We start from the raw sequence: 25,287 nt of genomic DNA, 5'->3' as shown, positions 1-25,287 counted from the left end.
GCGGCCGGAGGTTGGGCGGACCGGCGTTCCGTCCACGGGGGTGGCTCTGGCCGGGGTGCCGTGCGGTGGGGTGTGTCGGATGTCGCCTAGGCGCGGGACTCCCCGTTCCGTGTTCACCGTCGAGCCTCCCCGGTCCGTCGCGCGGCTCCCCCTGAGCCACACATACCGCAATCCACCATATTTTGGTGCAATTGGACCAGAGGTCGATGACCACCACCAGAGTCGCGCGGGATTCGACAAAACCGGTGACCACTCTTGTCACCCGTCCCACTACCGACCCGCGAGGCCCGGCGGAGAGCCGCGCGGTCGTCAGAGGCGGTCGGCGAGCGTCTCCATGAGGGCGACGACGCCGGGCGGGCCGTCCACGACCAGGTCGGCGCGTTCGGCGAGCGCCGTGACCTCGGTCGAGCCGCTGCACACCAGGACGCCGGGCACGCCGTCCGCGCGCAGCTCCTCGATCGCGTCGAACGCCGCCAGGTCGCCGAGGTCGTCCCCCGCGAACAGCACCGCGGACGGCCGCTCCCCGCGCTCGTCGAGGAAAGAGCGCAGCGCCCGCCCCTTGTCCATGCCGGGCGGCCGCAGTTCGAGGACGAACCGTCCGGGCTCCACGACGAGCCCGGTCCGCTCGGCGAGCGCGGCGACGAGGCTCCGCAGCCGTTCGAGCGCGACCTCCGGCTCGGCGCACCGCCGGGTGTGGACGGCGAGCGCGTGCCGCTTGTCCTCGACGAAGACGCCGGGCGCCGCGCCCGCCGCCGCGAGCACGCCGGGCAGCTTGGCGCGGGCCTCGGCGACGCCGGGCGGCGGCTCCGGCTCGGTCAGCGCGCCGGACTCCCAGCGCTCCAGCCCGTACTGCCCGAGGACGACGAGCCCGTCGATCCCCTCGAAGCCGCCGTACTCGACGGCCACCGCGGCGGGCCGTCCGGTGACGATCACCAGCGCGCCGACCAGCGGGGCCAGCCGGGCGAGGGCCGGGGCCGCGCCCGGATGCGCCCGGGCGGCGGCCGGATCGTCGACGATCGGGGCGAGGGTGCCGTCGAAGTCGAAGCCGAGCACGGCCGCCGCCGGGGCCTTGCGTATCGCGTCCAGGCCGTCCGTGCCGGCGGCCGTGGCAGAGCGGGGAGAGTTCACGGGGACCAGTGAACCGTCTACGCCGGGCGGGCCGCCAGGCTCACGCCCCGCGCGCCGGGATACGGGTTCGCGGCGGTCCCGCCGGGAGGAGGGTCGGGCGGGTCAGGGGCGGATGCCGAGCCTGCGCGCCGCGCGGCTGCGCTGGCGCTGCGTCCGCACCCGGCGGAGGCGCTTGACGAGCATGGGGTCGCACTCAAGCGCCTCGGGACGGTCGATCAGGATGTTCAGGAGCTGGTAGTACCGCGTCGCCGACATGTCGAACGTCTCGCGGATGGCCTGTTCCTTGGCTCCGGCGTACTTCCACCACTGCCGCTCGAAGGCGAGGATCTGGCGGTCGCGCTCGGAGAGCCGGTCTGCGGGGAACGCGGCGTCGTGCGCCCCGCCTTCGTCGTCGGTCACGGGTCGTGCGGCAGGGCCGTCGTCCATGCTTCCGTCCTGTGGGGGGACGTCACCGCGGGGGTCACCGGGGGCGTTCGCCGCTCGCATCAGGTCCCCTCTGTGGTTACTGATCCCGGGTCGTCCGGGTTCGGGCGGGTGTCATGTTACGCGTCCGCGCCGACAAGTTCCGGCGGTTCCCGGGGAACGAGACCCGGTGGTTCAGTGCATCACATCCCGCTTCACCTGCGGATCTACAACGCCGTGTGTCCCAGTGCGACCATCCGTCACAGCCGTATCCGAAATGTGCATTCTACATGCGTTAGAGTGGAGGGCCCAGCGTCCGGCGTCCGGCATGAGAGGCATGAAACGGAGACCATCGCATGGCGACGGAGACCCCCGCCAAGGGACGGCCCGCGCGGCCGGACGCGCCCCCGGCGCACGACGGACCGCGTCCTGATCCGGTCCGGAGTCCGGATCCCGTCCTCACGGACATCTCGACGGCGCTGTTCCACCTGCGCCGCGTCTGGGCCAAGCCCGACCTGATGAAGCGCGTCCGGGCGATGACGTCCGCCGGGACGGGCGGCCGCCCGCTCCAGATCTCCAACCTCATGGTGGTGAACGCGGTCGCCGCCCTGAGCGAGGCCGCCGCCGACCCGAACCGCGCGGACGGGCCGCCCTGCGACGAGGTCACGGTCGGCGCCGTCGCCGACCGGCTGGAGATCGACCCGTCCACCGCGAGCCGCCTGGTCGGGCACGCCCTCGACGCGGGGCTGCTGTCGCGGCGGCCGTCCCCGGTCGACGCGCGCCGCGCGAACCTCGACCTGACCGACGCGGGCCGCCGCGTCAAGCAGGTGGCCGACCGGTTCCGCCGCGCCTACCTGAACGAGCTGATGTCCGGCTGGACGGCGGCCGAGCGCTCCGAGTTCGCCGTGCTCCTCACCCGGTTCGCGGACGCCGCCGCCCGCGCGCCGAAGTACGCGGACGGCATCGAGCGCATCTTCGAGGAGGCCGGCGCCGACCGGGGCGGCGACTGACCGCGCCCGCGGCGCCGGCCTCCCGCTCCGCCTCGTCAGGTTCCGTCTCGGAGGGTGGAGGAGCGCATCAGGTACTCGTCCTCGTCGATCTCGCCGCGCGCGAACCGCTCCGCGAGGAGCGACCGCGCCTTGGCGAGCGGATCGGCCGCCGCGGCGCGCGCCTCGGCGTGGTCGCTCGTCCGGCGGCGGATCAGGTAGAACACCGTCCCCAGCACGGCCAGCCAGAACAGGCCGAACCCGATGGGGAAGACGGGCCAGAAGGCGGGAGCGTCCCCGCCGTCGTTCCAGGGGCCCGGGTGCAGTGCGGTCGCCTGCGTCGCGAGTGTCGTCAACATCGTTCATCGACCCTTCCCGTGTTTCTTCCGATGGGTCGATGCTCGGCGACGGGTCCGGGGCGCGGCATCGTCCGGCCGGAGACTCCCGCGCTACGCCCGGCGGAGTACCGCGCTCACCACCAGGGCGGGCGGTACTCCTCGTCGTCGGACGGGCGCGCGCGGCGCGAATGCCGTCCCCGGGGCTCGTCGCCGGGCTGCTCGGGCGGCTCGGCGGCGCCTTGCGGGCCGTCGTCCACGGGAGGAGGCGGGTCGCTCGGGGGCTCCGGCGGTAGCGCGGGAAGCGGAGCGGTGCCGCCGCCCTCGGGCCGGTCGGACTCGTCGAGCGAGCTCCGGCGGAACGACTCCCAGTCGTCGTCATCGAGGATCGGCTCCTCCGCCGCCGGGGCCTTGCCGTGCCCGTTCGCGTTCCCGTGCCCGTTTCCGTTCGTGGACGCGCCGCCGCCGTTCAGGTGCTCGCCGTTGCGGCCGTTCCCGTTCGCGCCGTGCCCGTTAAGCCCGTTGCGGCCGTTCAGTCCATTCAAACCGTTCAGGCCGCTGTCCAGGAACTCGCTCGGGTCGAACGGGCGCAGCTCGCTCGTCATCATCGGCGGCTGCTTCGGCGGCGGCTCGGGCTCGTCGCGGCCGGGGAACGGCTCGTGGTCCCAGGACAGGCCGTCCCAGGAACCGTCCAGGGGCGACGGGTCGAAGGGCGAACCCCCGGCGCGCTCCTCCCCGGACGGCGGCTCCGGCGGCGGGACGTCCCCGGGCGGCAGGGGTTCCGGGAACGCCTCGGCGCTCTGCCAGAGCACGTTGACCGGCGCGACGTCCTCAGCCGCGACGTCGGGCGACACGACGTCCGGCGGCACGGCGTCCCGCGACACGACATCCGGCGGCGCGGTGGCCGGACCGGGGTGCGCGGGCGCGTCCCAGCCCGGGACGGGCGGCGCCGCGGCGGGCTCGCGCGGCACGGGCGGCGCGGACGGCAGCCCGTAGTCGGGGACGGCGTCGGTCTCGGCGGGCGCGTCGTCCGGACGGCGCCGCTGCCGCCAGCCGAGCAGCAGCCCGACCAAGACCAGCAGCCCGCCGCCGCCGAGCACGATCGGGAGGAGCAGGTCGTCGCCGTCGTCCGCGGTCGTCGCCGCCGGCAGCGCGGTCGGGGACGCGGGCGGCTCCGCCACCGCCCCCCGGGACGTCTTGTTGATCCGGTGCGCGGCGAACAGGACGCGCTGCGCGTCGACCGTCCCGCGGCAGGTGGCCGAGCCGGTCGGGTGCCCGGGCCGCGCGGGCGACCCCTCGATCAGCGCCTGCCGCACCTCGGCGGGCGTCAGCTTCGGATACCGCGACCGGACGAGCGCGACCACCCCCGCGACCATCGCCGACGAGGCGCTGGTGCCGGTCCCGACGACGTAGCCGCCGCTGGCGTCGGCGCTGACGATGTCCACGCCGGGGGCGCAGACGGCGGCGTGGGAGCGGCGGTTGCTGTCCTTCCAGAGGCGCAGCCGCCGGTCGAGCGCGCCGACCGCGATGACCCCGGGGTAGGCGGCGGGGAAGTTCTTCCGGTTGGCCCCTGACCCGTCGTTGCCCGCCGACGCGATCAGCACGACGCCCTTGCCCAGCGCGTACTTGATCGCGCTCGCCTGGGACGCGGTGCCGTTGTAGAACTGCCGTCCGCCGCCGAGCGACATGTTGATGATGTCGGCGCCGTGGTCGACCGCGTAGCGGATGCCCTGCGCGACGGCGTCGTGCTCGCTGCCGCCCGCCTGCTGCCCGTCGTCGCGGCGCAGCGGGTCGTCGTTCTCCAGCGTCACCCGCACCGACAGGACGCGGCTCAGCGGCGCGACGCCCATCATCCCCTGTGCCAGCCCGGGGCCGTGGCCGTGACCGGCGATGATGCTGGCCATGGACGTCCCGTGCAGGCCCCAGTAGCGGGAGCCGGGGCGCCGCACCCCGCCGGTCAGGTCGGGCCCGTTGACGACGCGCCCGGTGAGGTCGGGATGGCGCGCGTCGACGCCCGTGTCGAGGACGGCGACCGTCACGCCGCGCCCGCGCGAGTACTTCCACGCCTTGGTCGCGCGCAGGACGTTCAGGTGCCATTCGCGGGCGCGGATCTGGTCGGCCGGGGCGCCCGGGAACGTTCCCGACGAGGCGCCGCGCACCGTCCGCTCCCGCGCCCCGGCGGGCCCGCCCGGGACGATCGCCACGGGCACGGCCACCGCGCCCGCGAGCGCCGCCAGCGCGAGGGCCGCGGTCGTCCGGGCTCCGGCGGCGCGGTACGCCGCGGCACGCGCTCCCCGAAGGGACGGGTCCGGCCTGCGCGCCGCCGCCCGCCGGCCGCGCGCTGAACGGCGTCGACCGGCTTCGGACACGCCGCCGCACCTCCCCTCCCGGCAGACCGCCGCGCTCCGCGGCGGTCTGACATTCTGCCACGCGAACCGGCCGTCGCCCGGGCGCTCGGGCACATTCCGTGACAGCGCGGGTGTTCCGCCGTGACGACCCCGCGCCGACCCCGCGCCGACGCCGCGCCGACGCTTCGCCGACGCCGGTCGGCGGGCGCCGGTCAGTGCGCGCCCGCGCCCGTGAGCGCGCGGACGGACAGGTCGTCGTACCGCTCGGGGTCGGCCTTCTCGCGGCCGAGGAGCGTCCCGGCGACGGCGCACAGGAACCCGATCGGGATGGAGACCAGCCCCGGATTCTCCAGCGGGAACAGATGGAAATCGACGCTCGCCGGAAACAACGACAAACTCTCCCCCGTCACCGGGTCGGTCTTCCCCGACACGACCGGCGAGAAGGCGACCAGCACGAGCGAGCTGACCAGCCCGCCGTAGATCCCGGCCACCACCCCGGCCGAGTTGAACCGCCGCCAGAACAGCGTCAGCACGAGCGCCGGGAGGTTGGCCGCCGCCGCCATCGCGAACGCCAGCGCCACGAGGAACGCCACGTTCAGGTTCCGGGCCGCGACGGCGAGGACGATCGCCAGCGCGCCGACGAGGAACGCCGCGAACCGCGCGACCGCCACCTCCTGCGACTCGCGCGGGCGGCCGAGCATCAGCACCTGCCCGAAGTAGTCGTGCGCCAGCGACGTCGACGACGCGAGCACCAGCCCGGACACGACGGCGAGGATCGTCGCGAACGCCACCGCGCCGATGCACGCCAGCAGGACGTCCCCGCCGACGCGTCCGCCGTAGTGCTCCCCGACGGCCTGCGCGAGCTGCGGCGCCGCGGTGTTGCCGGACGGGTCCTGCGCGACGATCTTCGACCGGCCGACGAGGGCGGCGGCGCCGAAGCCGAGCGCGGGCGTCATCAGGTAGAACGCGCCGACCAGCCCGATCGCCCAGGCCACCGACCGGCGCGCGGCGCGGCCGTCCGGGACGGTGAAGAACCGGTTGACGATGTGCGGCAGCCCCGCCGTGCCGAGCACCAGCGCGAGCGCGAGGCTGATGAAGTCGAGCTTGTTGACGATCGTCTGGTAGGCGTCGCCGGGGACGTCCTGCCCGTAGCGGAGCCCGGGGCGCAGGAACGCGTCGCCCTTGCCGCTCGCGTCCGCCGCCGAGCCGAGCAGCGCGCCGACGTCGAACCCGAACCGGCCGAGCACCAGCGCCGTCAGCACCGCCGCGCCCGCCATGAGCAGCGCGGACTTGACGATCTGCACCCAGGTCGTGCCCTTCATCCCGCCGAACGCCACGTAGAGGATCATGAGCGCGCCGACCGCGACGATCGTGACCGTCCGCGCGGCGGAGGCGGACATCCCGAGGAACCTCTCGCCCCGGTGGATGCCGAGCAGCAGCGAGACGAGCGCCCCCGCCCCCACCATCTGCGCCAGCAGGTAGAACACCGACACCGTGACGGTGGAGACGACGGCGGCGCGGCGCACGGGCGGCTGCCGCCGGACGCGCTGCGTCAGGACGTCCCCGAGCGTGAACCGCCCGGTGTTGCGCATGAGCTCGACCAGCAGCAGCGCCACGAGCCACGCCACCAGGAAGCCGATCGAGTACAGGAACCCGTCGTATCCGGACAGCGCGATCAGCCCGGCGATGCCGAGGAACGACGCGGCCGACATGTAGTCGCCCGCGAGCGCGATCCCGTTCTGCGGGCCGGAGAACGTCCGCCCGCCCGCGTAGAAGTCGTCGGCGCCGCGGGTGGTCGCCCGCGCCCAGACCGTGATCCCGAGCGTGCCCAGCACCAGGACGCTGAACAGCCCGAACGTGAGCGCGTCACCGGTCAGCCGGCCCGTCACCGCAGCTCACCGGCCAGCGGGTCGAGCCGCCGCCGCGCGTACGCCAGGTACGCCCCGGCCATCGCGAACGTCGAGACGATCTGCACCAGCCCGAGCAGCAGCGCGACGTTGACCTCGCCCGCGACCGTCCGCGCCATGAACCCGCGGGCGAACGCCGACAGGCCGACATACGCGAAATACCACCCGAGGAAGACCGTCGCGGCGACCAGCGCCGACCGCCGGTACCGCCTCCTGAGCAGCCGGAACCCCTCGTACCCGGCCACGGGCGCGTAGCGGGCCGCGACCGGCCCCCGCTCGCGCTGCCCCCCGACCTTCGAGTCCCCCACCATCTGGCCCCCCTGACCGGACGTGACTCTCCGCACCAACGCGGTCGCACTATGAGATCAAACATTCACGTCCGGCGAGCCCGGTTTGCCAAGATGGGCATCGCCGCAGGTCACCTCTGCTCGGTCCGGACGGCCCGCAGCACCAACTGGTGGAAGCGGTCGACCGCGACGTCCACGCTGCGCACGAAGCCCGTCTCGTCGGTGCCGCGCTTGGCGCCCATGCCGGTCGGCAGCGTGAGCCGGAACGACGCGATCTCCCCGCCGTCGCCGGGGACGAGCAGGCCCGGCTCGCTCCGCAGGTTCTTGAGCAGGTCGCACGGGCCCTCGGCGCGTCCGTCGGCGAGCGCCTCGATCCGCAACTCGGGGGGCGCGTCGTCCAACTGGCGGAGCAGCCACTGGACGCGGGTGAGCGGCCGGGCCCGGACGGCCGACGGAACCTCCACCGCCGTCTCGATCTGGCCCGTCCGCAGGTCGGCCTCGACGCGCACCGGACCGGCCGCGTCGGGCATCCGCAGCTCGGCGTCCATCCGGCCGGACTCGACCAGGGAGCGCACGACCTCCGCCCGCCGCCCGGCGGCCCCGCCGCGCCCGCGCCGCGCGACCGGCGCGACGTTCAGCCCCGTCTCCCCGCTCAGCCGCAGGCACAGCTGTCGGACGAGTTTTTCCCAGCTTTCCGCGACGCGCTCCGCGTGCCTGTCGCCGGGACGCAGCGTGCCCGCGCCGATGGCGTTGCGCAGCGGCACCCACGACGGGCCCATGTCCTGGAAGCCGTGGCATCCGGCGCCGTCGTGCCGCAGGTAGTGCAGCAGCTCCCCGAGCATCCACGTGTGGACGGGGTTCGCGAGGCCGTGGTGGTGGCACAGCATGTGCGCCTCGTGCGCGACCTCCGCCCAGGACAGGTGCCGCAGCGCGACCTTCCGCAGCCGCCGCTTGTCGACGGTGAGGGGATGCTCGTCGCCGAGGGCCAGGTCGTTGGACAGGGTGATCACGGTCTCGTAGCCGTTGCGCGCGGCGACGTCCAGGTACGCCTCGACCTGGTCGGCCTTGAGCGGGCTGCCGCCGGTCTTCGTCTCGACCAGCGCCGTCCAGATCCGGCCCGCCCGCGCGACGCGGATCACCCCGTCCGGGCGGACCTTGCCGTCGCCGACCTTGAAGGAGGTCTCGACGAACGTCCGGACGGTCCCGGCGGGCGCGTTGAACCGGGCGGTCAGGCGGCGTCCGAACTCCGGGACCTGCGTCATCACGGCCAGCAGCGTCGAGGTCGCCCGCGCCTCCCGCTCGTGGTCGTTGCGCAGCCCGGCGACCGAGAACAGCCGCGCCGCCTGCCAGGACGGATGGTCGGCCAGGTCGGCCCCGGCCGCCTTCGGCAGGGTCGTCCGCTTCTTCGCCGTCCGGACGCGGCGGGACGGCCGTCCGCCGTCGGTGTCCCGGCGCGGGGCCGGTTCGTCGGCGGGGGCGGCGTCCTGGGCGGCTGCTTCCGGCTGGGCGGGGGTCGCGGGCGGCTCGGGGTCTTCGTGCGGCTCGCCGTCGCCCTGGACGCGTGCGGTTTCCGAGGTTTCCCGGGTGTCCGGCGCTTCCGGGGTGTCCGGCGCTTCCGGGGTGTCGTCGACGGTGATGCCGAAGTCGCCCGCGAGCCCGCCGAGGCCCGAGGCGTAACCCTGGCCGACCGCCCGGAACTTCCAGCCGCCGCCCCGCCGGTACAGCTCGCCGAAGACGAACGCGGTCTCGGCAGCGGCGTCGGCGATGTCGAACTCGATCAGGGCCGCGCCGGAGCTGTCGAAGAGGGCGAGACCGAGGTCGTCCAGGTCGCCGAACGTCGCCCCCGCGTAGCGGCTGGCCGTCACGACGACCCGCTCGACGTCGGGCGGGAGGGCGTCGAGGTCGAGCAGGATGCGGTCCTCGCTGCCGCCCCCGGTCGGCGACTTCCCCAATAACTGGACGGACCCGTCGGGCGTGGACGGCTGGTTGTAGAACACGAAGTCGGCGTCGTCCCGGACCTTGCCGGACGGGCCAAGCAGCAGCGCCGCCACGTCCGCCTCCCCGCTCCCGGACGGATCGGACCACCGCAGCGCCACGGTGACCGGACCCGCCGCGTCCGTCAGCGTCGCCAGCTCGACATTGGCTCCCTTGAGCATCCGCTGCACGCGTGACTCCCCTCTCGACCTGCATGGAACCCCACGCGTCGGCGGCCACTGTGACGGACGCCACAGCCGGGAGCGGGCCTGATCCGAGGATGCCACCGGGATGCGCGGAACGTGACCGGCCGCCACGGAAATGGCGGACTCCGGCCACGGAAAGTGAGCCGGTCGTGACGTGGGGGCCGGTCAGCGGGGCATTCGGCGTTGCCTGCGGCGGGCCTGCAGGCTGGAGACGATCGCGACGCCGAGGACCGCCAGGCCGATCTGGAACACGAGCTCGATCCAGTCGACTCCCCTGGTCGTGGCGACGCCGACCGACTGGGCTATCGCCGTCCCGATGATCGCGGCGACGATGCCGACGATGATGGTCATGAGGACGCCGATGGGCTGGCGTCCCGGCAGGGCCAGCCGGCCGAGCGCGCCGATGATCCCGCCGATGATGATCGCGCTGATGATCCCAGAGATGTTCATGGCGTCCCTTGTGCCCATTCGGGGGACGCCGTCACATCAGCGGTCGGCGTCCGCGCGTTCGGCGCGTTCGGGGGGCTCGGGGGGCTCGGGGGGCTCGCCGCCCATGGAGCGCAGGTCGCCGAAGGTCAGCGCCGGGCCGCCGAGCGCGTCCGGGCGCCGGGACGACGCGCGCAGCCCGTCCACGAGCAGGTCGAGATGGCGGTGCGCGACCTGGAGGGCGACGTCGCGGGGCATCGGGCCGGGCATCGGGCGCGACAGCCGCACCAGCATCATGCCGACGTCGCCGTGCGTGACGTCCGGACGCAGGTCGCCGTCCTCCTGCGCGGTGGCGACGAGCGCCTCCATGACGGCGACGCCGTCGTCCCGGGCGGCGGCGATCTCCGCGTCCTCGAACGGGATCTCCGCCAGGAGGACGGGGAACACGGCGCCGATCCCGATGTCCAGGACGCGGTGCATATAGCGGACGAGTGCGGCGAACGCGGTCGGCTCCTCGTCCCGCGCGCGCTTGGCCTCGGCCGTGGTGCGCTGTAGGGCGTCGAGTGCGACGGCCCTCGTGAGCGCCGGGCGGTCGGGGAACCGCCGGTACAGCGTCGCGATGCCGGTCCCGGCGCGGCGGGAGATCTCCTCCAGCGGCGCGCCCGGCCCCTGTTCGACGAACACCTCGGCGGCGGCGGCGAGGATCCGGTTGCGGTTGTCGCGCGCGTCCGCCCTCAGCGGACGGCCCGCGCCGTTCGGCTGCTGACCCATGGGGCCAGCCTAGCAAGCATGTGGAGGTTTCCCCTCCAAATAATCGCGTCCAAGTGGAGACAATCCCTCCGGTCGGTGTTACCGTGGCGAAGTAAGTGGAGAGAAAACCTCCGGAAGGATTGGATATGAGCGCCACGACCGCCACCCGCGACCGCACCGGCGACGTCCGGATCGTCCAGGCCACCGGCCCGGCGGACGTCCGCGCCGCGATCCTCACCGCCCGCGACCGGGGCCTGCCGCTGACCGTGCAGGCCACGGGGCACGGCACGGTCGTCCCGCCGGACGAGGGGCTGCTGCTCAGGACGTCCCGCATGGCCCGCGTGCTGATCGATCCCGAGCGCCGCACCGCCCGCGTCGGGCCCGGGGCGCGATGGAGCGACGTCATCGCGGCCGCCGCGCCGCTCGGGCTGGCGCCGCTGTCCGGGTCGCACGCGTCGGTCGGCGTCACCGGCTACACGCTCGGCGGCGGGGTCGGCTGGCTCGCCCGGCGGTTCGGCTTCGCCGCCGACCACCTGCTGCGCGCCGACGTGATCACCGCGGACGGCCGGGCGCTGACCGCCGCCGCCGACCGGAACGCCGACCTGTTCTGGGCGCTGCGCGGCGGCGGCGGGAACTTCGGCGTCGTCACCTCGCTGGAGTTCCGGCTCCACCCGGTTTCCACGGTTTACGCGGGCACCGCGCTTTTTCCGGCGGACCGGGCCGGTGAGGTGCTCAGCCGGTTCCGGGACGAGTCCGCCGGCCGTCCCGACGAGCTGAGCGTGACGGTCGCCGTGACGGACCACCCCGTACACGGGCGGGTCGTCGCCGTCCGCGGCGTCCACTCGGGCGACCCGGCCGAGGCCATCCGCGCGCTCCGGTCACTGCGGAACGCCGCCGGACGTCCGCTGCACGACGACTTCCGCCCGATGCCGTACGCGGCGACCGAGTCCCTCGGCGGGACCCCGCCGCTCCACTTCCACCTGTGCGCCGACCTACCCGATTCGCTGATCGCCGCCATCGCGGGCAGTTCCGCGGCCACGGTCGAGGTGCGGCACTGGGGCGGCGCGATGGCCCGTCCCGGCCCGGACGCGGGGCCCGTCGGGCACCGGCACGTCCCCTTCTCGCTCACCGTCGACGGCACCGCCGCCGACGCCGCGCCCCTCGCCGCCCACGCGACCGGCGGTTCTTTCCTGAATTTCCTGGGCGACCCCTCCAGGACGGCCACGGCCTACACCCCGGCGAACCACCGGCGGCTGCGCGAGATCAAGCGGGCCTACGACCCGCAGAACGTGTTCCACCGCAACCACAACATCGAGCCCGCCTGAACGTCCGCCCGAAAGTCCGCTTGACCATTGCGAGGTAACCGAAATGACCGCAACCGTCACGTCCAAGCAACCCGCGCAGGGCCTCGACCGCGGGCTCGTCGCCATCGGCGCCGTCGTGGTGCTCGGCGCGATCATGTCGATCGTCGACGCGACCGCCGTGAACGTCGCGACCCGCGCCCTCGCCGAGGACTACGGCGCGTCCATCACCACCGTCCAGTGGGTCCTGACCGGGTACATGCTGGGGCTCGCGGGCGTCATCCCGGTCACCGGCTGGGCCACCGAGCGGTTCGGCGCCCGGCGCGTGTGGATCGGCGCGCTCGTGCTGTTCCTCGCGGGCTCCGCGCTCGCGGGCGCCGCCTGGTCGATGCCCAGCCTGATCGCGTTCCGCGTCGTGCAGGGCGTCGGCGGCGGGATGATCATCCCGGTGGCGCAGACGATCCTCGCGCAGGCCGCCGGGCCCCAGCGGATGGGACGCGTGATGGGCTTCATCGGCATGCCCATGCTGCTCGGCTCCGTCGCCGGGCCCGTCGTCGGCGGGCTGATCATCACCACCGCCGGATGGCGCTGGATCTTCTTCGCCAACCTGCCGCTCGGGATCGCCGCCGTGGTCGCCGCCGTCCGGCTGCTGCCGCGCTCCGCCCCGCGTCCGGCGCGGCTGGACCTGCGCGGGCTGGTCCTGCTGTGCGCCGGGGTGACCGCGTTCGTCTACGGCACCAGCGAGGCGGGACGTCCCGGCGCGCTCGACTCGGCCCGCACCTGGACGATCCTCGGCGCGTCCGCCCTGCTCATCGGCCTCTACGTGCTGCACGCGCGCGGCCGGGACGCGCTGATCGACATCTCGCTGTTCCGGCACCGCGGGTTCGCGGCCGCCGCCGTCACCAACGTGGTCGTCGCGGTGGCGCTGTTCGGGGTGCTGGTGCTGCTGCCGCTGTACTGGCAGGTCGTGCGCGGGCACGGGCCGCTCGCGACGGGGCTGCTGCTCGTCCCGCAGGCGCTCGGCGCCGCCGTCGCGATGCCGCTGGCCGGACGCGTCACCGACCGGGTCGGCGCGGGCGTCGTCGTCCCCGCCGGGATCGTGCTCGGACTCGTCGGCACCGCCGCGTACACCCAGATCCACGCGGACACGTCGCCGGTGCTGCTGGCCGCCGCGCTGTTCGTGATCGGCCTCGGCCTCGGCGCGACGATCATGCCGTCGATGGCGGCGGCCTACCAGGCGCTGCCGTCCGCGCTGATCCCGCGCGCGACGAGCGCGCTGAACACGCTCCAGCGGATGGGCGCGTCCGTCGGCACCACGGCGCTCGCGGTGATCCTGCAGCACGAGATCACCGCCCGGTCGCCGGGCCTCGCCGGGTCGGCGCTCGCCCCGCTGCCCGACGCGGCGCGGATCGCCGTCGCACCGCTGCTCGCGCAGGCGTTCGGCCACGCGTTCTGGGTCGCGCTGGTCGTCGGCGCGGTGGCGCTCGTCCCCGCGCTGCTGCTGCCCCGGCGGGCTAGCGCCGGATGACCCTCATCGGCACGGGCCCGGCCGGCCGGAACGTGATCTCCGCCCGGCCGGGCACCGCCGTGCCCGGCACCAGGTCGAGGCGGTGCGTGCGGCTGATCGTCGCGAGGACGAGCGTCGCCTCCAGCATCGCGAACCCGGCGCCGACGCAGATGCGGCGGCCGCCGCCGAAGGGCAGATAGGCGTAGCGGTGCCGGTTCTGCTCGCCGAGGAAGCGCTCCGGCTGGAAGCCTTCGGGGTTCGGCCAGATGTCCGGGTTGCGGTGCAGGAGGTAGGGCGGGACGGCCACCGTCGAACGCGCCGGGATCTCCACGCCCGCGACCACGTCGGCGGCGAGGGAGTCGCGCTCGATGGTCCAGGCGGGCGGGTAAAGGCGCATCGCCTCGGACAGGACGGCCTTCGTCCACGGCAGCACGTCGACGTCCTCGGCCTTCGGCTCGCGGCCGCCGAGGACCTCGTCGACCTCCGCCTCCAGCCGTTCGCGGGCCGCCGGGTATCTGGAGAGCAGAATGAACGTCCAGGCGAGGGAGGCGGCGGTGGTCTCGTGCCCGGCGAGCAGCAGGGTGAGGACCTCGTCGCGCAGTTCCGCCTCGCCGAACTCGCCGCTTTCCCTGATCAGGTTCAGCAGTTCCCCGCCGCCGGACGGATCCTCGACGACGCGCCGCGCCAGGCCCTCAAGCTGGGCGAGTGCGCCGCCGAGTCTCGGCACCCGCCGGTAGACGCCGCGCCGCGCCGTGGTCACCGGCAGGAACGTCCCGATGACCGCGGCCCTTTGCAGGACGGCGAGGGAACGTCCCGTCCGGCCGGACTCCTTGGCGAGTTCGCTGCCGAAAAGGGCGCGTCCGACGATGTCGAGGGTGAGCCTGCGCAGTTCGTCGGCCGCGTCGAGTTTGACGCCGTCCGGCCACCGGCGCACCGCGCCCGCCGCCGACTCGACCATTTGCGGCGCGAATCCGATGACGTGCCGGTGCGCGAACACCGGCCGCACCTGCCGCCGATGCCGCCGCCATGTCTCGCCCTCGCTGGTCAGCAGGCCGTCGCCGAGGACGGCGCGCAGCGGACGGTAGGTGAACGCCTTCACGTAATTGTCCTGGTTGGCCACCAGGATCCGTTCGGCGTGCTCGGGCCTGGACAGCAGGAAGAACGACCGCCGGACGCCGAACGGCACCTTCACCGCGTCGCCGTAATGCCGGGCGAGTTCCCCGTAGGTGCGCATCGGATCGCGGGCCATCCGCGCCCACCAGCGTGCGGCGTCCAGCCCGGGCCGCGGGCCCGCGGCACCGTGTTCAAGCATCTGCCAACGGTAACCCCGGCCGTCCATTGGACGCGCGCCGCCCGTGCCCGGCGACGAATTCAGCCGGGCGGACGTCCGGGTTCGGCGAATCCCTCGACAAGCGGGTGCTCGGCTGCGATAACTGAGCCAGGCGTCTACAAGAAGGTAATGATGTAATCATGGAATCGCTGTACGAGCACGCGGGCGGTCACGAAGGGCTCCACCGGTTCATCGACGTCTTCTATTCGAGCGTGCTCGCCGACCCGCTGCTCCAGCCGTTGTTCGGCGAGGGAAGCCCCACGCACGTCGACCGCCTGACGGCCTTCACCGCCGAGACGTTCGGCGGCCCCGACACCTTCTCCCGCGAAATGGGCGGCTTCTCGCACCTCATCGACGTCCACCGCCATCTCAGGATCACCGAGGCGCAGCGGCTCCGTTTCGTCGAGCTCTACCTGGCCGCCGCCGACACCGCCGGACTTCCCGCCGACGCGCCCTTCCGCCAGGCGCTCCGCGAACACGTCGAGTTCGGCACCGAGGTCGCCAAGCAGAACTCCCTCGCCGAAACCGACGAGGAACTGCACCCGCTGCGCGAGGTCCCGCAGTGGACCTGGCCGTCCGAGAACTCCTGAAGCCCTAAAGGGCGGGGGCCTTGGGCAGCGTGACCGGCCCTCCCGGGCCGCCGACGGGCGGACCGGACGGCCAGAGTTCCGCCAGATCGGACGGGGTGAGCGGAGCCCGGTAGGACGCGCGGAGCACTTTCCGGGAAAGCTCCGCGTCCGCGGCCTCGGCCAGGGCCATGAACCAGTCGAAGCCCGCCGGATAGGCCCACATGTAAGTGCGGTGCTGCTGGTCGAGGCCCCGGTCGGCGAGGTAGCGGGCAATGGTCTCCTCGGTCCACCACGGAACGGCGGCCTTCAGATAGTCGGCGCATTCCGTCGCGGACGCGCCGTGATTGATCGACACATGCACCTGGGCGAGGACGAGCTGGCAGTAATGAGCGACCCGGAGCCGCGCGATGAGCACCTTGTCCTCGGGGAGCAGGAACAGCGGCCACGCTTGCGCGAGCCCTTCCTGCATGACCTGGTGCGGCGCGTGAATGCTGAGCAGCCGCACCCACGGAACGTCCTCGGCGGCGGCCACCGCGGTGTATCCGGCGCATTGCAGACCGTGCCCGAGAACTTCATGGAGAGCGAACTGCCGGGCGCCCGCCTGCGTGAACTCCACATTGCGGAGGTTGAGCTGGAGCCGCACGTCCTGCCCGGCTCCGTCGAGCCAGAACGCCCAATAGGCGTCCACTTCCGCGGTCTCGATCGTCAACCGGTACGGCGCCGTGCTCCCGGTCGCCTCCCGGACGACGGGCTCCAATTCACTCACGGCCTCCCGAATCGCGTCCGGGGCCTCGCTGACGTCGAGTAGCCCTTCCGCTTCGCGCAGTTCCGCATTGGCGGACGCGCCCCACCGGATACCGAGTTCACCCAGCGCTTTACGGACCTGTTCGGCGCGCTCGGCCACATACTCCTCGGGCCAGCCGCCCGCGCCGCACCCCTGGGTTTCGCGAATGTACTCGTCCAGCGGACGCCGTTCCCCGAGCAGCGTCCCGAGATAGGCGAGATCAGCGTCGATACGGGCCGCGAGAACCCCGTCCGCGTCGGGACGAAGCCGGGCGAGCCGCCGAAGGACGGTGAGCCGATCGGCGGGCGCGGCGGTCCCCCCGGGATCGCAATCGAAATCAATGACGGGCGCCCCGCCGTGTTCGACCTCGTAGGCGTCCCAGGCCCGGATAACGGCCTCGACCTCGTCCCGCAGTTTCATCGGCGCACGTCCCTTCACAAGATCTTCGCGGGACATTCTCAGCACGCCCGCCGCCGTTCGGACAGGCCCAACGGGAGTCGTTGTCACCGCAGACCTGGATCTTGATCAAGATGTGACATGGACACCGGTCCACCCGGCTACGATCCTGCCGATCAGCCGTCTGTCGCTGTTCGGAAAGGCGTGGGCCATGAATCGCTCAGCCAGTTGGAAGACGACCCCGGGCGTCCTCGCCGGGGCCGTGCTCCTGGTCGTCGGTCTCGCCGCTCCGGCCGCCGCGCGGACGTCCCCGGCGCCCTGCGGACCGCGGCTCGACGCCCTCGTCCTCCCGGCCGAGAAGATCCCCTCGGGCGGCAGGGCGCAGGGCACCGTGAAGGTCGACTGCACATCGCCGGTCGCGCTCACCGTCGCGCTGACGTCGGCGGATTCGTCGTGGGTGAGCGTTCCGGCGAAGGTCGTGGTCCCTTCCGGAGCGACGGAAGCGACCTTTCCCATCCGCACGTTCCAGCCGGACTACGTCTACGGCGACTTCGGCGTCCCGCTCACGGCGCGGCTGCGCGGCCGGGCGCTGACGCAGCGGCTGGCGCTCCGTCCCGGACTGCGGTTCGTCGACTTCGGCGGCCATTCGACGATCGTCAGCGGCGACCGCCCCTCGGTCACCGTCGGCCTGAACGGCCCCGCCCCCGAAGGCGGGACGACGATCGCGCTGGAGAGCGACAACCCGGCCGTGAAGGTCCCGCCGAGCATCACCGTCCCGCGCGGCGCCCTCGGAATGAGCGTCCCGCCGCCGCTCCTGAAGAGCACGCGCGTTCCCGCGGACGCGAAGGCCACCATTACGGCCAAGCTCCCGGGACAGCGCGTCGGCAACGTCCTCAAACTCCTGGCGTGGAACTACGACCCGGGCGACTGGACCTTCACCGGACCGACCGAGGCCTATGGCGGCTTCTACTTCAACATGGCGCTGAACCTGCCGAATCCCGTCCCGCACGGCGGCATCAAGGTCACCTTCAGCTCCAACAACCCGAAACTCCAGTACCCGCCAGGCCCGATGGAGTTCCTCGAAGGAACGAGCGGCACATATCAGGTCGAGGTGGCGCTGCCGCCCGACATCGACGGCCCCCTGACCCTCACGGCGAACATCGAGGGCGTCGGAACCCGCAGCCACACCATGGCCGCCCACCCCGGCCTCACCGGATTCGACATCGAGCCCTGGCTCATCACCGGCGGCCAGCCCTTCGACGCCACCATCCAACTGGGCGCGGCGACGAGCAGCCCGATGACGATCCAGTTGGAGAGCAGCGACCCGAGCCTCGCCCGCCTTCCCACCCAGGTGACGATCCCAGCGGGCCAATCCTCAGTTTCCCTCCAGGGCACCACGTCCCCGGTGACCGACTTCTCCTCGGTCACCCTGACGGCCCAACTCCCGAACAAGTCCCGCTGGCAAACCGACCTCCTGATAGACCGCACCCCCTGACCCACCGGCCATCAGGCCGGAATGGTCTCCGAGAAAGGCGGAATTCGGCTGCCGGGGCTCACCGGCCCGCGCCCTACCGAGCCCCGGTATCGCCGCGCGCCGGAGGGACGATCTCCCCCACCGCGCCCGAGGCGTCCAGCCGGACGACGGTCGGGCCGCGCTCGCATTCCCATGTGGTGACATTGGCGAAGGTCGTCCGCCCGTGGCGCCAGAGCCCGCCGTCCTGGTGGATGTGACCGAACAGGTGCAGTTTCGGACGGACCTGCCGCACTCGCGCCAGCAGGTCCTCACAACCGTGCCGTCCGGGATAGGCGTTCGCGTCACCGATCCCCAGCGGCGGCCCGTGCGTGATCAGCACATCGACGCCGTCCGGAATCAGCGCCCATTTCTCCGCGAGGGCACGCCCCCGGGGAAGGTTGAACGCCCATTCGTTGAACTCCGGCTGCCACGGACTGCCCCAGAACGCGACGCCGTCGATCTCCGTCCCGCTGTCCTCCAGGTAGCGGATGCCGCGGTCGGCCAGAACGGCGTGGGCACGAACGGGGTCGTCCAGGAAAACCCAGTCGTGGTTGCCGGCGACGACCACCTTCACCGGATGCGGAAGCCCGTGAATCCAGTCGGCGGCGTCCTCAAGTTCCCTCAGCTCTTTGCCGCGCCGACACAGATCACCCGCGTGCACGAAGACGTCCCCGGCCGGGACGACGAGCTCGCGATGATAGGTGTGGGTATCCGCGACCGCGACAATCCGCACACGCCAAGCGTACTGACCCCGCGACTCCGGTCAGGCGGCCGAATCATTCCTCCCAGCGAACCGCGACGCCCTGACCGTCCGCCGTGGACGCTTCACCGACCACGTCGCCGTCGTCGTTGACCGCCGTCGCCTCACTGGAGTTGCCACCGGCCAGTTGCGGCAGCGGCACGATACGCCAGCCGTTCTTCCCTCGCCGCCACACAACCGCGTCCTGCTCGCCGGAAGTGCCGGTCGCCGAAGTGCCGACGACGACGCCCGCGCCGTTGACGCCATTCGCCCTGCTGTAGTCGCCGCCGGGCAGCGTCCCGAGGTCGGCGGGCGCCGCGCCGGGCCCCCACAGGGTCGCGTGGAAAGGATAATTGGTGGGCGCACCGGACCCGGACTGCGAATAGCCGACGATCACGCCCCGGTCATTGATGCCGTAGGCGCTGCTGCGCAGATTGGCTCCGCCCACCGCCGGAAGCACCACCGGCGTGGTTCCCCCCGCGGCCCAGGTAACGGCCTCAATGAAATGTCCCGGCGACACTTCGTAGGTATAACCGGCCGCCACACCGCGATTGTTGATCGCGACAGCGGAGGTCGCTCCCAGCGGGGATTCCGTCCCGATGTCGGAAACAGCGCCGCCCGCCTGCCATCTCACCGCATGGTAGATCCTGGACCGGATCGGAACACTGCCGACCACGTCCCTCTTGTCGTTGATCGCGTAGGCGTAGCTGCCGGCGTGGTCCGGGAGGCTGCCGAGATCGGTGATGCTTCCATTCGCCGCCCAGCGCACAGCACGGTCGTCACCACCGGCGGTGTTCGCGTAGCCGACGACGTCACCGCGGTCGTTGATTCCGAAGGCGTAACTGTAAGTACCGCCGGGAAGCGTACCGAGGTCGACGACGCGCCCCCTGCGGTTCCACCGGATGGCGTGGTTCTGACCGCTGGCCGTGTCGCCGTAACCGACAATGACACCTTCGTCGTTCACGGCGGTGGCCCGACTGGTCGTCCCCCCGGGCAGCACTCCGAGACTGACGACACGCCTCCCGGACGAGACGGCCGCGTCCGCGTTCACCGGCAGTTCAACCATCGCTAACGCGACGGTGACAATCCCCACCGTGAACAGACTTTCCACCTTCCGAAGATTTTTCATAAGATCATTACATCGATGACTGCCCGTCCTGACAATCACGCCATCGCGCCACAACAGGCCATCTCGCTTCGGTTTTCACCGCTCCGGAGCGTCGTCCCAGATAAGACAAACCCTCCGCTCCGCCGCCCTTATGATCAAGGCCATTAACGGCCACCGCCGTCCAGACGTCCAACGGCATCGGCCCGCCGCGGCGCGAGGTCACTCGGTGTGCTCTAGGCGCCGGACCAAACCCCGCGACGAATGGACGTCGGGATGGTCACCGCCTAGCGCGGCCTCTGCGATGCCAAGGGCCCGCTCCGCCAGCGAGAGCGCGTCAGCGTGACGACCCAATTCGCTGTAGGTGACGGCGAGGTTCCTCAAGCGCCTGGCGGTGGCGGGATGGTCGGGCCCCAGCGCCGCCTCGCTGATCGCCAACGCCCGTTCCTTCAGGACCAGGGCATCGCCATGACGGCCCAGCTCGCTGTAGGTGGCGGCGAGGTTCCCCAACCGCACAGCGGTGTCGGGATGGTCAGGTCCCAACGCCCCCTCGATAACTGCCAGCGCCCGCTCCTCCAAAGGCAACGCATCGGCATAACGACCCAACTCGCTATAAGTACGCGCGAGATTCCCCAACCGCAGAGCGGTGTCGGGATGATCGGGACCCAACACCGCCTCGCTGATCCTCAACGCCCGCTCCTCCAAGGGCAGGGCATCGGTGTAACGACCCAGCTCACCGTAGGTGGCGGCGAGATTCCCCAGCTGTCTGGCGGTGTCGGGGTGATCGGGACCCAATGTCGCCTCAGTGATCGCCAGCGCCCGCTCCTCCAAAGGCAGGGCATCGGCGTGACGACCCAGGTCGCTGTAGGTGGCGGCGAGGTTCCCCAACCGCAGAGCGGTGTCGGGATGAACGGGGCCCAACGCCGCCTCGCTGATCCTCAATGCCCGCTCCTTCAGAGGCAGGGCATCGGCATGACGACCCAACTCGTTGTAGGTGGCGCCGAGGTTCCCCAACCGCAGAGCGGTGGCCGAGTGGTCGGGACCCAACACCGCCTCACTGATCGCCAACGCCCGCTCCTCCAAGGGCAACGCATCAGCGTGACGGCCCAGGTCGCCGTAAGTGGCGGCGAGATTCCCCAACCGTCTGGCGGTATCGGGGTGATCGGGGCCCAGCACCGCTTCAGTGATCGCCAGCGCCCGCTCCTCCAAGGGCAGGGCATCGGCGTAACGACCCAACTCGCTGTAAGCGCGCGCGAGATTGCCCAACCGCAAAGCGGTGTCGGGGTGATCGGGACCCAGCACCGCCTCGCTGATCGCCAATGCCCGCTCCTTCAGGGGCAGGGCCTCACTGTGACGTCCCAGCTCGCTGTAGGTGGCGGCGAGGTTCCCCAACCGCACAGCGGTGTCGGGATGGTCAGGGCCCAACACCGCCTCGATAATCGCCAGCGCCCGCTCCTTCAGGGGCAGGGCATCGGCGTGACGGCCCAGGTCGCCGTAGGTGGCGGCGAGGTTGCCCAAGCGTCTGGCGGTGGCGGGATGGTCGGGGCCCAACGCCGCCTCGCTGATCGCCAACGCCCGCTCCTCCAAGGGCAACGCATCGGCGTAACGGCCGAGCCTGCTGTAGGTGGCGGCGAGGTTGCCCAACCGCAGAGCGGTGACGGAGTGGTCGGGCCCCAGCGCCGCCTCACTGATCGCCAACGCCCGCTCCTCCAACGGCAGGGCATCGGCGTAACGACCCAACTCGCAATAGGTGGCGGCGAGATTCCCCAACCGCAGCCCGGTGTCAGGATGATCGGGACCCAGCGCCGCCTCGCTGATCGCCAACGCCCGCTCCTCCAACGGCAACGCATCGGCGTAACGACCCAGCTCACTGTAAGTGCGCGCGAGATTGCCCAACCGAAGAGCGGTGTCGGGGAGGTCGGGGCCCAGCGCCGCTTCGACGATCGCCAACGCCCGCTCCTCCAACGGCAGGGCATCGGTGTGACGGCCCAGCTCACCGTAGGTGGCGGCGAGGTTCCCCAACCGTCTGGCGGTGTCGGGGTGGTCGGGGCCCAGCGCCGCCTCGGTGATCGCCAGGGCTTGGAGGTCGCGGTCGAGGGCCTGTTGGTAGAGACCCTGGGTGTTCTCAAACAGCGCGCTCTGGCCTAGCACCCTGGCGAGGAGGAGAGGCTGGCTGTCGTCGGCGCGGAAGTGGGTGGCGATGCTGTCGACGTGCGGGATCAGCGTCCAGTACGCGGGCCATCCATCGATGTTGATGTCGGGTTGGCCGGGCAGTGCGCGGTCAAGCCAGCTCAGCGCGGTGTCGCGGGCGGCGTGGTCGCCGGTGGTGGTGAGCAGGACGGTCTGCATGAGCTGGTGCAGGGAGATGGTGCGGTCGGTGAGGTTGATCATGCTGTAGGAGTCCAGCAGCGCCAGCGTCTCCTCGACGTCCGGCACCGCCCCCTCACCGTCGTCCGGGCTCTCGCCGTAGTCGGTGACCAGAACTCGGGGAATGTTGTCGGGAGCGTAATGGGCCAGGATTCGCAGCAGGGTGAGAGCGTGCGGGTGGCGCTGCTGGAGGACCTCGAAATGCAGGTCCCACAAGCGGGCGATGGTGCGTTCGGCGTCTCCGCCCTCCGCGCTGGCGGCGTACATGTGAGCGGGACGGGCCTGGAGCTTGCTCAGATAGCGGGCCGGGGAGATCCGGACGTGATCGATGTAGGCGGCGGCCTGCTCCAGCGCCAGCGGCAAGAACCCCAGTTCGCGCGCGATCTCCCGAGCCGCCTCCTGGTCGGCTTGCCCACCGCGTCCGGTGACCCTGGTGATCAGTTCAACGGCGGCGTCCTCGGTGAGCAGATCGAGGGGCAGTTGGGTGACCTGACCGGGCCACCGCACCCGGCGGCGAGTGGTGATCACGATATGTCCGGTGTGGAGCTGCCCCAGCAGTCCCCGGATGTGCGCGGGGTCCTCGACGTTGTCGAGCACCAGCAACCATCCGGTATGCGCCTGCAGCCAGGCCAGCGCCCACTGCGCCGCCTCCTCCTGCACCACCCCGGCGGCCCCCAAGGGCGCGTGCAGCCGAACGGCCAGGGCGGCCAGGGCGGCGTTGATCCGCTCAGGCCCGTCCGAGGTGATCCACCACACCAGGCAGTAGTGGTCCAGGTGGGCGTGGGCGTGCTGCAAAGCCAGCTCAGACTTGCCCACCCCGCCCAGCCCGTAGACCGTCTGAGTAACCACCACCTCAGCGCCCGGCTCACCCAACCGGGCACCAAGCACCTGTAGGGCATCGTCCCGCCCCACGAACACCTCGCTGGCAGGCCGGGGAAGGTTGTTGGTCCCCGGCGGCGCCTGCACCTGCGCCGGGCCGTGCGCCTCTCCCGATTGCAGCAGCTGCGCGAACAAATTGTTCTGGACGCCCTGTCCCTGCACGGCCTGATTCGCGCGGCCGGACGCCTGCGCTCCGACCCCGCCCGGAAGCGGAAGACCGGGGTCGGCAGCAGTCATGACGAGGCGGCAGGAGGAGCGTTGAAGGTGTTGGTCTGCACCCCCTGCCCCTGGACCGCTTGCTGCGCGTTGCCGGAGGCGCGGGCATTGACCTGCACCGCACCCGCCGCGGGCCCAGCATGCTCGCTCAGGAACGTCACCAGTTCCCGCAGCGAGCCTTCCGCCTCGGGCCTGTCCTCCAGCAGATCCTCAAACCGCGTGCGCCACGCCTCTCCCTGCCGCTGACGGACGTCCTCGGCCTGCTCCTCCGGTGCCTCGATCACTTCCCGGCGGGCCCGCTCCAGCCGAGTCTCCTGGCGCTGCTCCTCCCCCGGATCACCCCGACCCAGCACCTTCACCACCCGCATGCGGACCTGCTGCCACCCGTCGGTGACCATCGCGGTCACCACCCCGGTCCCCGCCGACGCCGCCAATGCGGCCAACGCCTCATTCAACATCCCGCTACCCCCTGCCACCACGGAAAAGCCAGACTAGTACCACAGGGCTCGCAAGAAAGATGCAGAACACCACATCCCAGAGAAGGAGCCAATACAGCCCAACACGAATACAGAAAACGCATCAACCAATACGCAGAAAGATTGCTATCCGGACGCCCCGGCCCCCCAGCGACGGCGGCCGGACGAACCAGCGCGACGGCACCGGACGACCACCGTTAGCAAAGAGGCCCCTCCCAAGCGAGGAAGGGGCCTCTGACGTGGGAGCCGGCGAGGGGACTTGAACCCCTAACCTTCTGTTTACAAGACAGATGCTCTGCCGATTGAGCTACGCCGGCCGGCTCGTCCACGCATCGTAGTCGAACTGGTGGGGGGACGGGGGGACGGTTTTTCCGGGGCGGTGTCGATCTGGGCGTGCGGCGTTCGTGTAGGGGGTGAAGGCCGTCGTCTGGAGGAGGAGCCGTGGGGAAGATCGTCGTGGTGGAGCATCTGTCGCTGGACGGGGTCATGCAGGCGCCCGCGTCGCCCGATGAGGACGTGCGGGGCGGGTTCGCGCACGGTGGGTGGGCCGTTCCGGGGAACGACGAGGTCATGGGCTCGGAGATGGGGAAGCGCATGGGCCGGGACGGCGGCGTCCTGCTCGGACGCCGGACGTACCTGAGTCTCCACGCCTACTGGCCCCACCAGAAGGACAACCCGTACACGGACACGCTGAACCGGGCCCGGAAGTACGTGGTGACGACCACGATGCGGGAACTCCCCTGGGAGAACTCGGTGCTTGTCGAGGACGTCGGCGACGTGCCGAAGATCGCGGAGGATCTGACGGTGATCGGGAGCGGCGCCCTGGCGCGGGAACTGATGCGGCGGGGGCTCGTCGACGAGTGGCTGCTGATGACCCATCCGCGGGTGCTCGGGACGGGGCAGCGCCTGTTCGACGGGGTCGCCGTGGACATGCGGCTCGTCGGGTCGGTGGTCACGACGACGGGGGTCGTGATCGCGACGTACCGGAAGAGGGAGGAAGCATGAAGCTGTACGCGCTCAACATGATCCAGCCCGTGGGCGAGCGTCCGCCGCCCGAGGTGCTGGACGAGGTGATGGCGGACCTCGCGGTGATCCGGCGCGACCTGGAGGCGCAGGAGGCGTGGGTGTTCGGGCGGGGCCTGCACGAGCCCGACGCGAGCACGGTGGTGCGGCCGCGGGGCGAGGAGGTCGTCGCGACCGACGGGCCCTGGACGGAGGGCAAGGAGCACATCGGCGGGCTCATCATCATCAAGGCCGCCGACCTGGACGCGGCGCTGAAGATCGCGGCCAGGTACGTCCGGCGGACGGGGCTTCCGATGGAGGTGCGGCCGTTCCAGGGCGAGGCCTGATCGACCG

At 71.9% G+C, this 25,287-nt stretch carries 22 protein-coding genes and 1 tRNA gene; 7 read left to right on the top strand and 16 right to left on the bottom strand.

Annotated elements, in window-relative coordinates; genetic code table 11:
* Positions 1 to 309 precede the first annotated feature (309 nt).
* Both otsB and ACH01S_RS29680 read right to left on the bottom strand, forming a co-directional pair.
* Positions 310 to 1,128 (bottom strand): trehalose-phosphatase, encoded by an 819-nt coding sequence (gene otsB, locus ACH01S_RS29685; protein ID WP_067898903.1) that lies wholly within the window; start codon positions 1,126 to 1,128, stop codon positions 310 to 312.
* Between the two features lie 102 nt (positions 1,129 to 1,230).
* On the bottom strand, positions 1,231 to 1,554 hold the full coding sequence (locus ACH01S_RS29680) for a DUF3263 domain-containing protein (RefSeq protein WP_148344792.1): 324 nt from the start codon (positions 1,552 to 1,554) through the stop codon (positions 1,231 to 1,233).
* A 332-nt stretch (positions 1,555 to 1,886) separates the two neighbouring features.
* Between ACH01S_RS29680 and ACH01S_RS29675 the strand changes: the two genes are divergently transcribed.
* Positions 1,887 to 2,540: a MarR family winged helix-turn-helix transcriptional regulator gene (locus ACH01S_RS29675; RefSeq protein ID WP_083981282.1), complete on the top strand. Its 654-nt coding sequence runs from the start codon at positions 1,887 to 1,889 to the stop codon at positions 2,538 to 2,540.
* Between the two features lie 35 nt (positions 2,541 to 2,575).
* On the opposite strand, the gene ACH01S_RS29670 is transcribed toward ACH01S_RS29675, so the two are convergent.
* From ACH01S_RS29670 to ACH01S_RS29640, 7 genes are all read right to left on the bottom strand, one after another.
* Positions 2,576 to 2,875, bottom strand: coding sequence for an SHOCT domain-containing protein (locus ACH01S_RS29670; RefSeq protein WP_218010443.1), 300 nt, complete (start codon positions 2,873 to 2,875; stop codon positions 2,576 to 2,578).
* Between the two features lie 113 nt (positions 2,876 to 2,988).
* The gene (locus ACH01S_RS43895; protein WP_067898897.1) at positions 2,989 to 5,220 is read right to left on the bottom strand and encodes a S8 family peptidase; all 2,232 of its coding nucleotides are present in this window, start codon (positions 5,218 to 5,220) and stop codon (positions 2,989 to 2,991) included.
* Positions 5,221 to 5,411: 191 nt separating this feature from the next.
* Entirely contained in the window at positions 5,412 to 7,088 is a 1,677-nt protein-coding gene (locus ACH01S_RS29660; RefSeq protein ID WP_067898892.1) for a monocarboxylic acid transporter, read from the bottom strand.
* Positions 7,085 to 7,417, bottom strand: a complete 333-nt coding sequence (locus tag ACH01S_RS29655; RefSeq protein WP_067898889.1) for a DUF485 domain-containing protein — start codon at positions 7,415 to 7,417, stop codon at positions 7,085 to 7,087. Before ACH01S_RS29655 ends, ACH01S_RS29660 begins: the two co-directional genes overlap by 4 nt.
* A 107-nt stretch (positions 7,418 to 7,524) precedes the next feature.
* On the bottom strand, positions 7,525 to 9,549 hold the full coding sequence (locus ACH01S_RS29650) for a TerD family protein (RefSeq protein WP_246237210.1): 2,025 nt from the start codon (positions 9,547 to 9,549) through the stop codon (positions 7,525 to 7,527).
* A gap of 189 nt (positions 9,550 to 9,738) precedes the next feature.
* Positions 9,739 to 10,023, bottom strand: a complete 285-nt coding sequence (locus ACH01S_RS29645; protein ID WP_067898885.1) for a transglycosylase — start codon at positions 10,021 to 10,023, stop codon at positions 9,739 to 9,741.
* A gap of 36 nt (positions 10,024 to 10,059) precedes the next feature.
* Positions 10,060 to 10,770, bottom strand: a complete 711-nt coding sequence (locus ACH01S_RS29640; protein WP_067898881.1) for a TetR/AcrR family transcriptional regulator — start codon at positions 10,768 to 10,770, stop codon at positions 10,060 to 10,062.
* A 125-nt stretch (positions 10,771 to 10,895) separates the two neighbouring features.
* Here ACH01S_RS29640 and ACH01S_RS29635 point away from each other — a divergent pair, with 125 nt between their 5' ends.
* On the top strand, positions 10,896 to 12,074 hold the full coding sequence (locus ACH01S_RS29635) for an FAD-binding oxidoreductase (RefSeq protein WP_067898878.1): 1,179 nt from the start codon (positions 10,896 to 10,898) through the stop codon (positions 12,072 to 12,074).
* Between the two features lie 43 nt (positions 12,075 to 12,117).
* The gene (locus ACH01S_RS29630; RefSeq protein WP_067898876.1) at positions 12,118 to 13,578 is read left to right on the top strand and encodes a DHA2 family efflux MFS transporter permease subunit; all 1,461 of its coding nucleotides are present in this window, start codon (positions 12,118 to 12,120) and stop codon (positions 13,576 to 13,578) included.
* On the opposite strand, the gene ACH01S_RS29625 is transcribed toward ACH01S_RS29630, so the two are convergent.
* Positions 13,565 to 14,869, bottom strand: a complete 1,305-nt coding sequence (locus ACH01S_RS29625) for a cytochrome P450 (RefSeq protein ID WP_169809379.1) — start codon at positions 14,867 to 14,869, stop codon at positions 13,565 to 13,567. The two genes, ACH01S_RS29630 and ACH01S_RS29625, sit on opposite strands and share 14 nt — an antisense overlap.
* Before the next feature lie 158 nt (positions 14,870 to 15,027).
* Between ACH01S_RS29625 and ACH01S_RS29620 the strand changes: the two genes are divergently transcribed.
* Positions 15,028 to 15,477: a group II truncated hemoglobin gene (locus ACH01S_RS29620; protein WP_067898873.1), complete on the top strand. Its 450-nt coding sequence runs from the start codon at positions 15,028 to 15,030 to the stop codon at positions 15,475 to 15,477.
* 4 nt (positions 15,478 to 15,481) lie between these two features.
* On the opposite strand, the gene ACH01S_RS29615 is transcribed toward ACH01S_RS29620, so the two are convergent.
* Entirely contained in the window at positions 15,482 to 16,660 is a 1,179-nt protein-coding gene (locus ACH01S_RS29615; RefSeq protein WP_067898869.1) for a hypothetical protein, read from the bottom strand.
* 187 nt (positions 16,661 to 16,847) lie between these two features.
* On the opposite strand from ACH01S_RS29615, the gene ACH01S_RS29610 reads away from it, so the two are divergent.
* Positions 16,848 to 18,131 carry a hypothetical protein gene (locus ACH01S_RS29610; protein ID WP_148344790.1) on the top strand — a complete coding sequence of 428 codons (1,284 nt, stop codon included), beginning with the start codon at positions 16,848 to 16,850 and terminating at the stop codon, positions 18,129 to 18,131.
* Between the two features lie 73 nt (positions 18,132 to 18,204).
* Here ACH01S_RS29610 and ACH01S_RS42720 read toward each other — a convergent pair whose 3' ends face one another.
* The 5 genes from ACH01S_RS42720 to ACH01S_RS29585 all read right to left on the bottom strand — a co-directional run bounded on the left by ACH01S_RS42720 (position 18,205) and on the right by ACH01S_RS29585 (position 24,248).
* Positions 18,205 to 18,882: a metallophosphatase domain-containing protein gene (locus ACH01S_RS42720; protein WP_083981280.1), complete on the bottom strand. Its 678-nt coding sequence runs from the start codon at positions 18,880 to 18,882 to the stop codon at positions 18,205 to 18,207.
* A 43-nt stretch (positions 18,883 to 18,925) separates the two neighbouring features.
* Entirely contained in the window at positions 18,926 to 20,017 is a 1,092-nt protein-coding gene (locus ACH01S_RS29600; RefSeq protein WP_083981279.1) for a hypothetical protein, read from the bottom strand.
* A gap of 198 nt (positions 20,018 to 20,215) precedes the next feature.
* Positions 20,216 to 23,476: a tetratricopeptide repeat protein gene (locus ACH01S_RS29595; RefSeq protein WP_148344789.1), complete on the bottom strand. Its 3,261-nt coding sequence runs from the start codon at positions 23,474 to 23,476 to the stop codon at positions 20,216 to 20,218.
* Positions 23,473 to 23,913 carry a hypothetical protein gene (locus ACH01S_RS29590; RefSeq protein ID WP_067898859.1) on the bottom strand — a complete coding sequence of 147 codons (441 nt, stop codon included), beginning with the start codon at positions 23,911 to 23,913 and terminating at the stop codon, positions 23,473 to 23,475. Before ACH01S_RS29590 ends, ACH01S_RS29595 begins: the two co-directional genes overlap by 4 nt.
* 262 nt (positions 23,914 to 24,175) lie before the next feature.
* A tRNA-Thr gene (locus ACH01S_RS29585) sits at positions 24,176 to 24,248 on the bottom strand.
* 124 nt (positions 24,249 to 24,372) lie between these two features.
* On the opposite strand from ACH01S_RS29585, the gene ACH01S_RS29580 reads away from it, so the two are divergent.
* Together ACH01S_RS29580 and ACH01S_RS29575 are read left to right on the top strand one after the other, a co-directional pair.
* A complete protein-coding gene (locus ACH01S_RS29580; protein ID WP_083981278.1) occupies positions 24,373 to 24,936 on the top strand; it encodes a dihydrofolate reductase family protein in 564 nt (187 codons plus the stop codon).
* Positions 24,933 to 25,280, top strand: a complete 348-nt coding sequence (locus ACH01S_RS29575; RefSeq protein WP_067898856.1) for a YciI family protein — start codon at positions 24,933 to 24,935, stop codon at positions 25,278 to 25,280. The genes ACH01S_RS29580 and ACH01S_RS29575 overlap by 4 nt, the downstream gene beginning before the upstream one ends.
* Positions 25,281 to 25,287: the final 7 nt, after the last annotated feature.

The sequence above is a fragment of the Actinomadura chibensis NBRC 106107 genome, from assembly GCF_001552135.1.
GTDB classification, from domain to species: domain Bacteria; phylum Actinomycetota; class Actinomycetes; order Streptosporangiales; family Streptosporangiaceae; genus Spirillospora; species Spirillospora chibensis.
The sequence above is the reverse complement of the archived record's forward strand: the minus strand, read 5'-3'. Positions and strand labels throughout refer to the sequence as shown.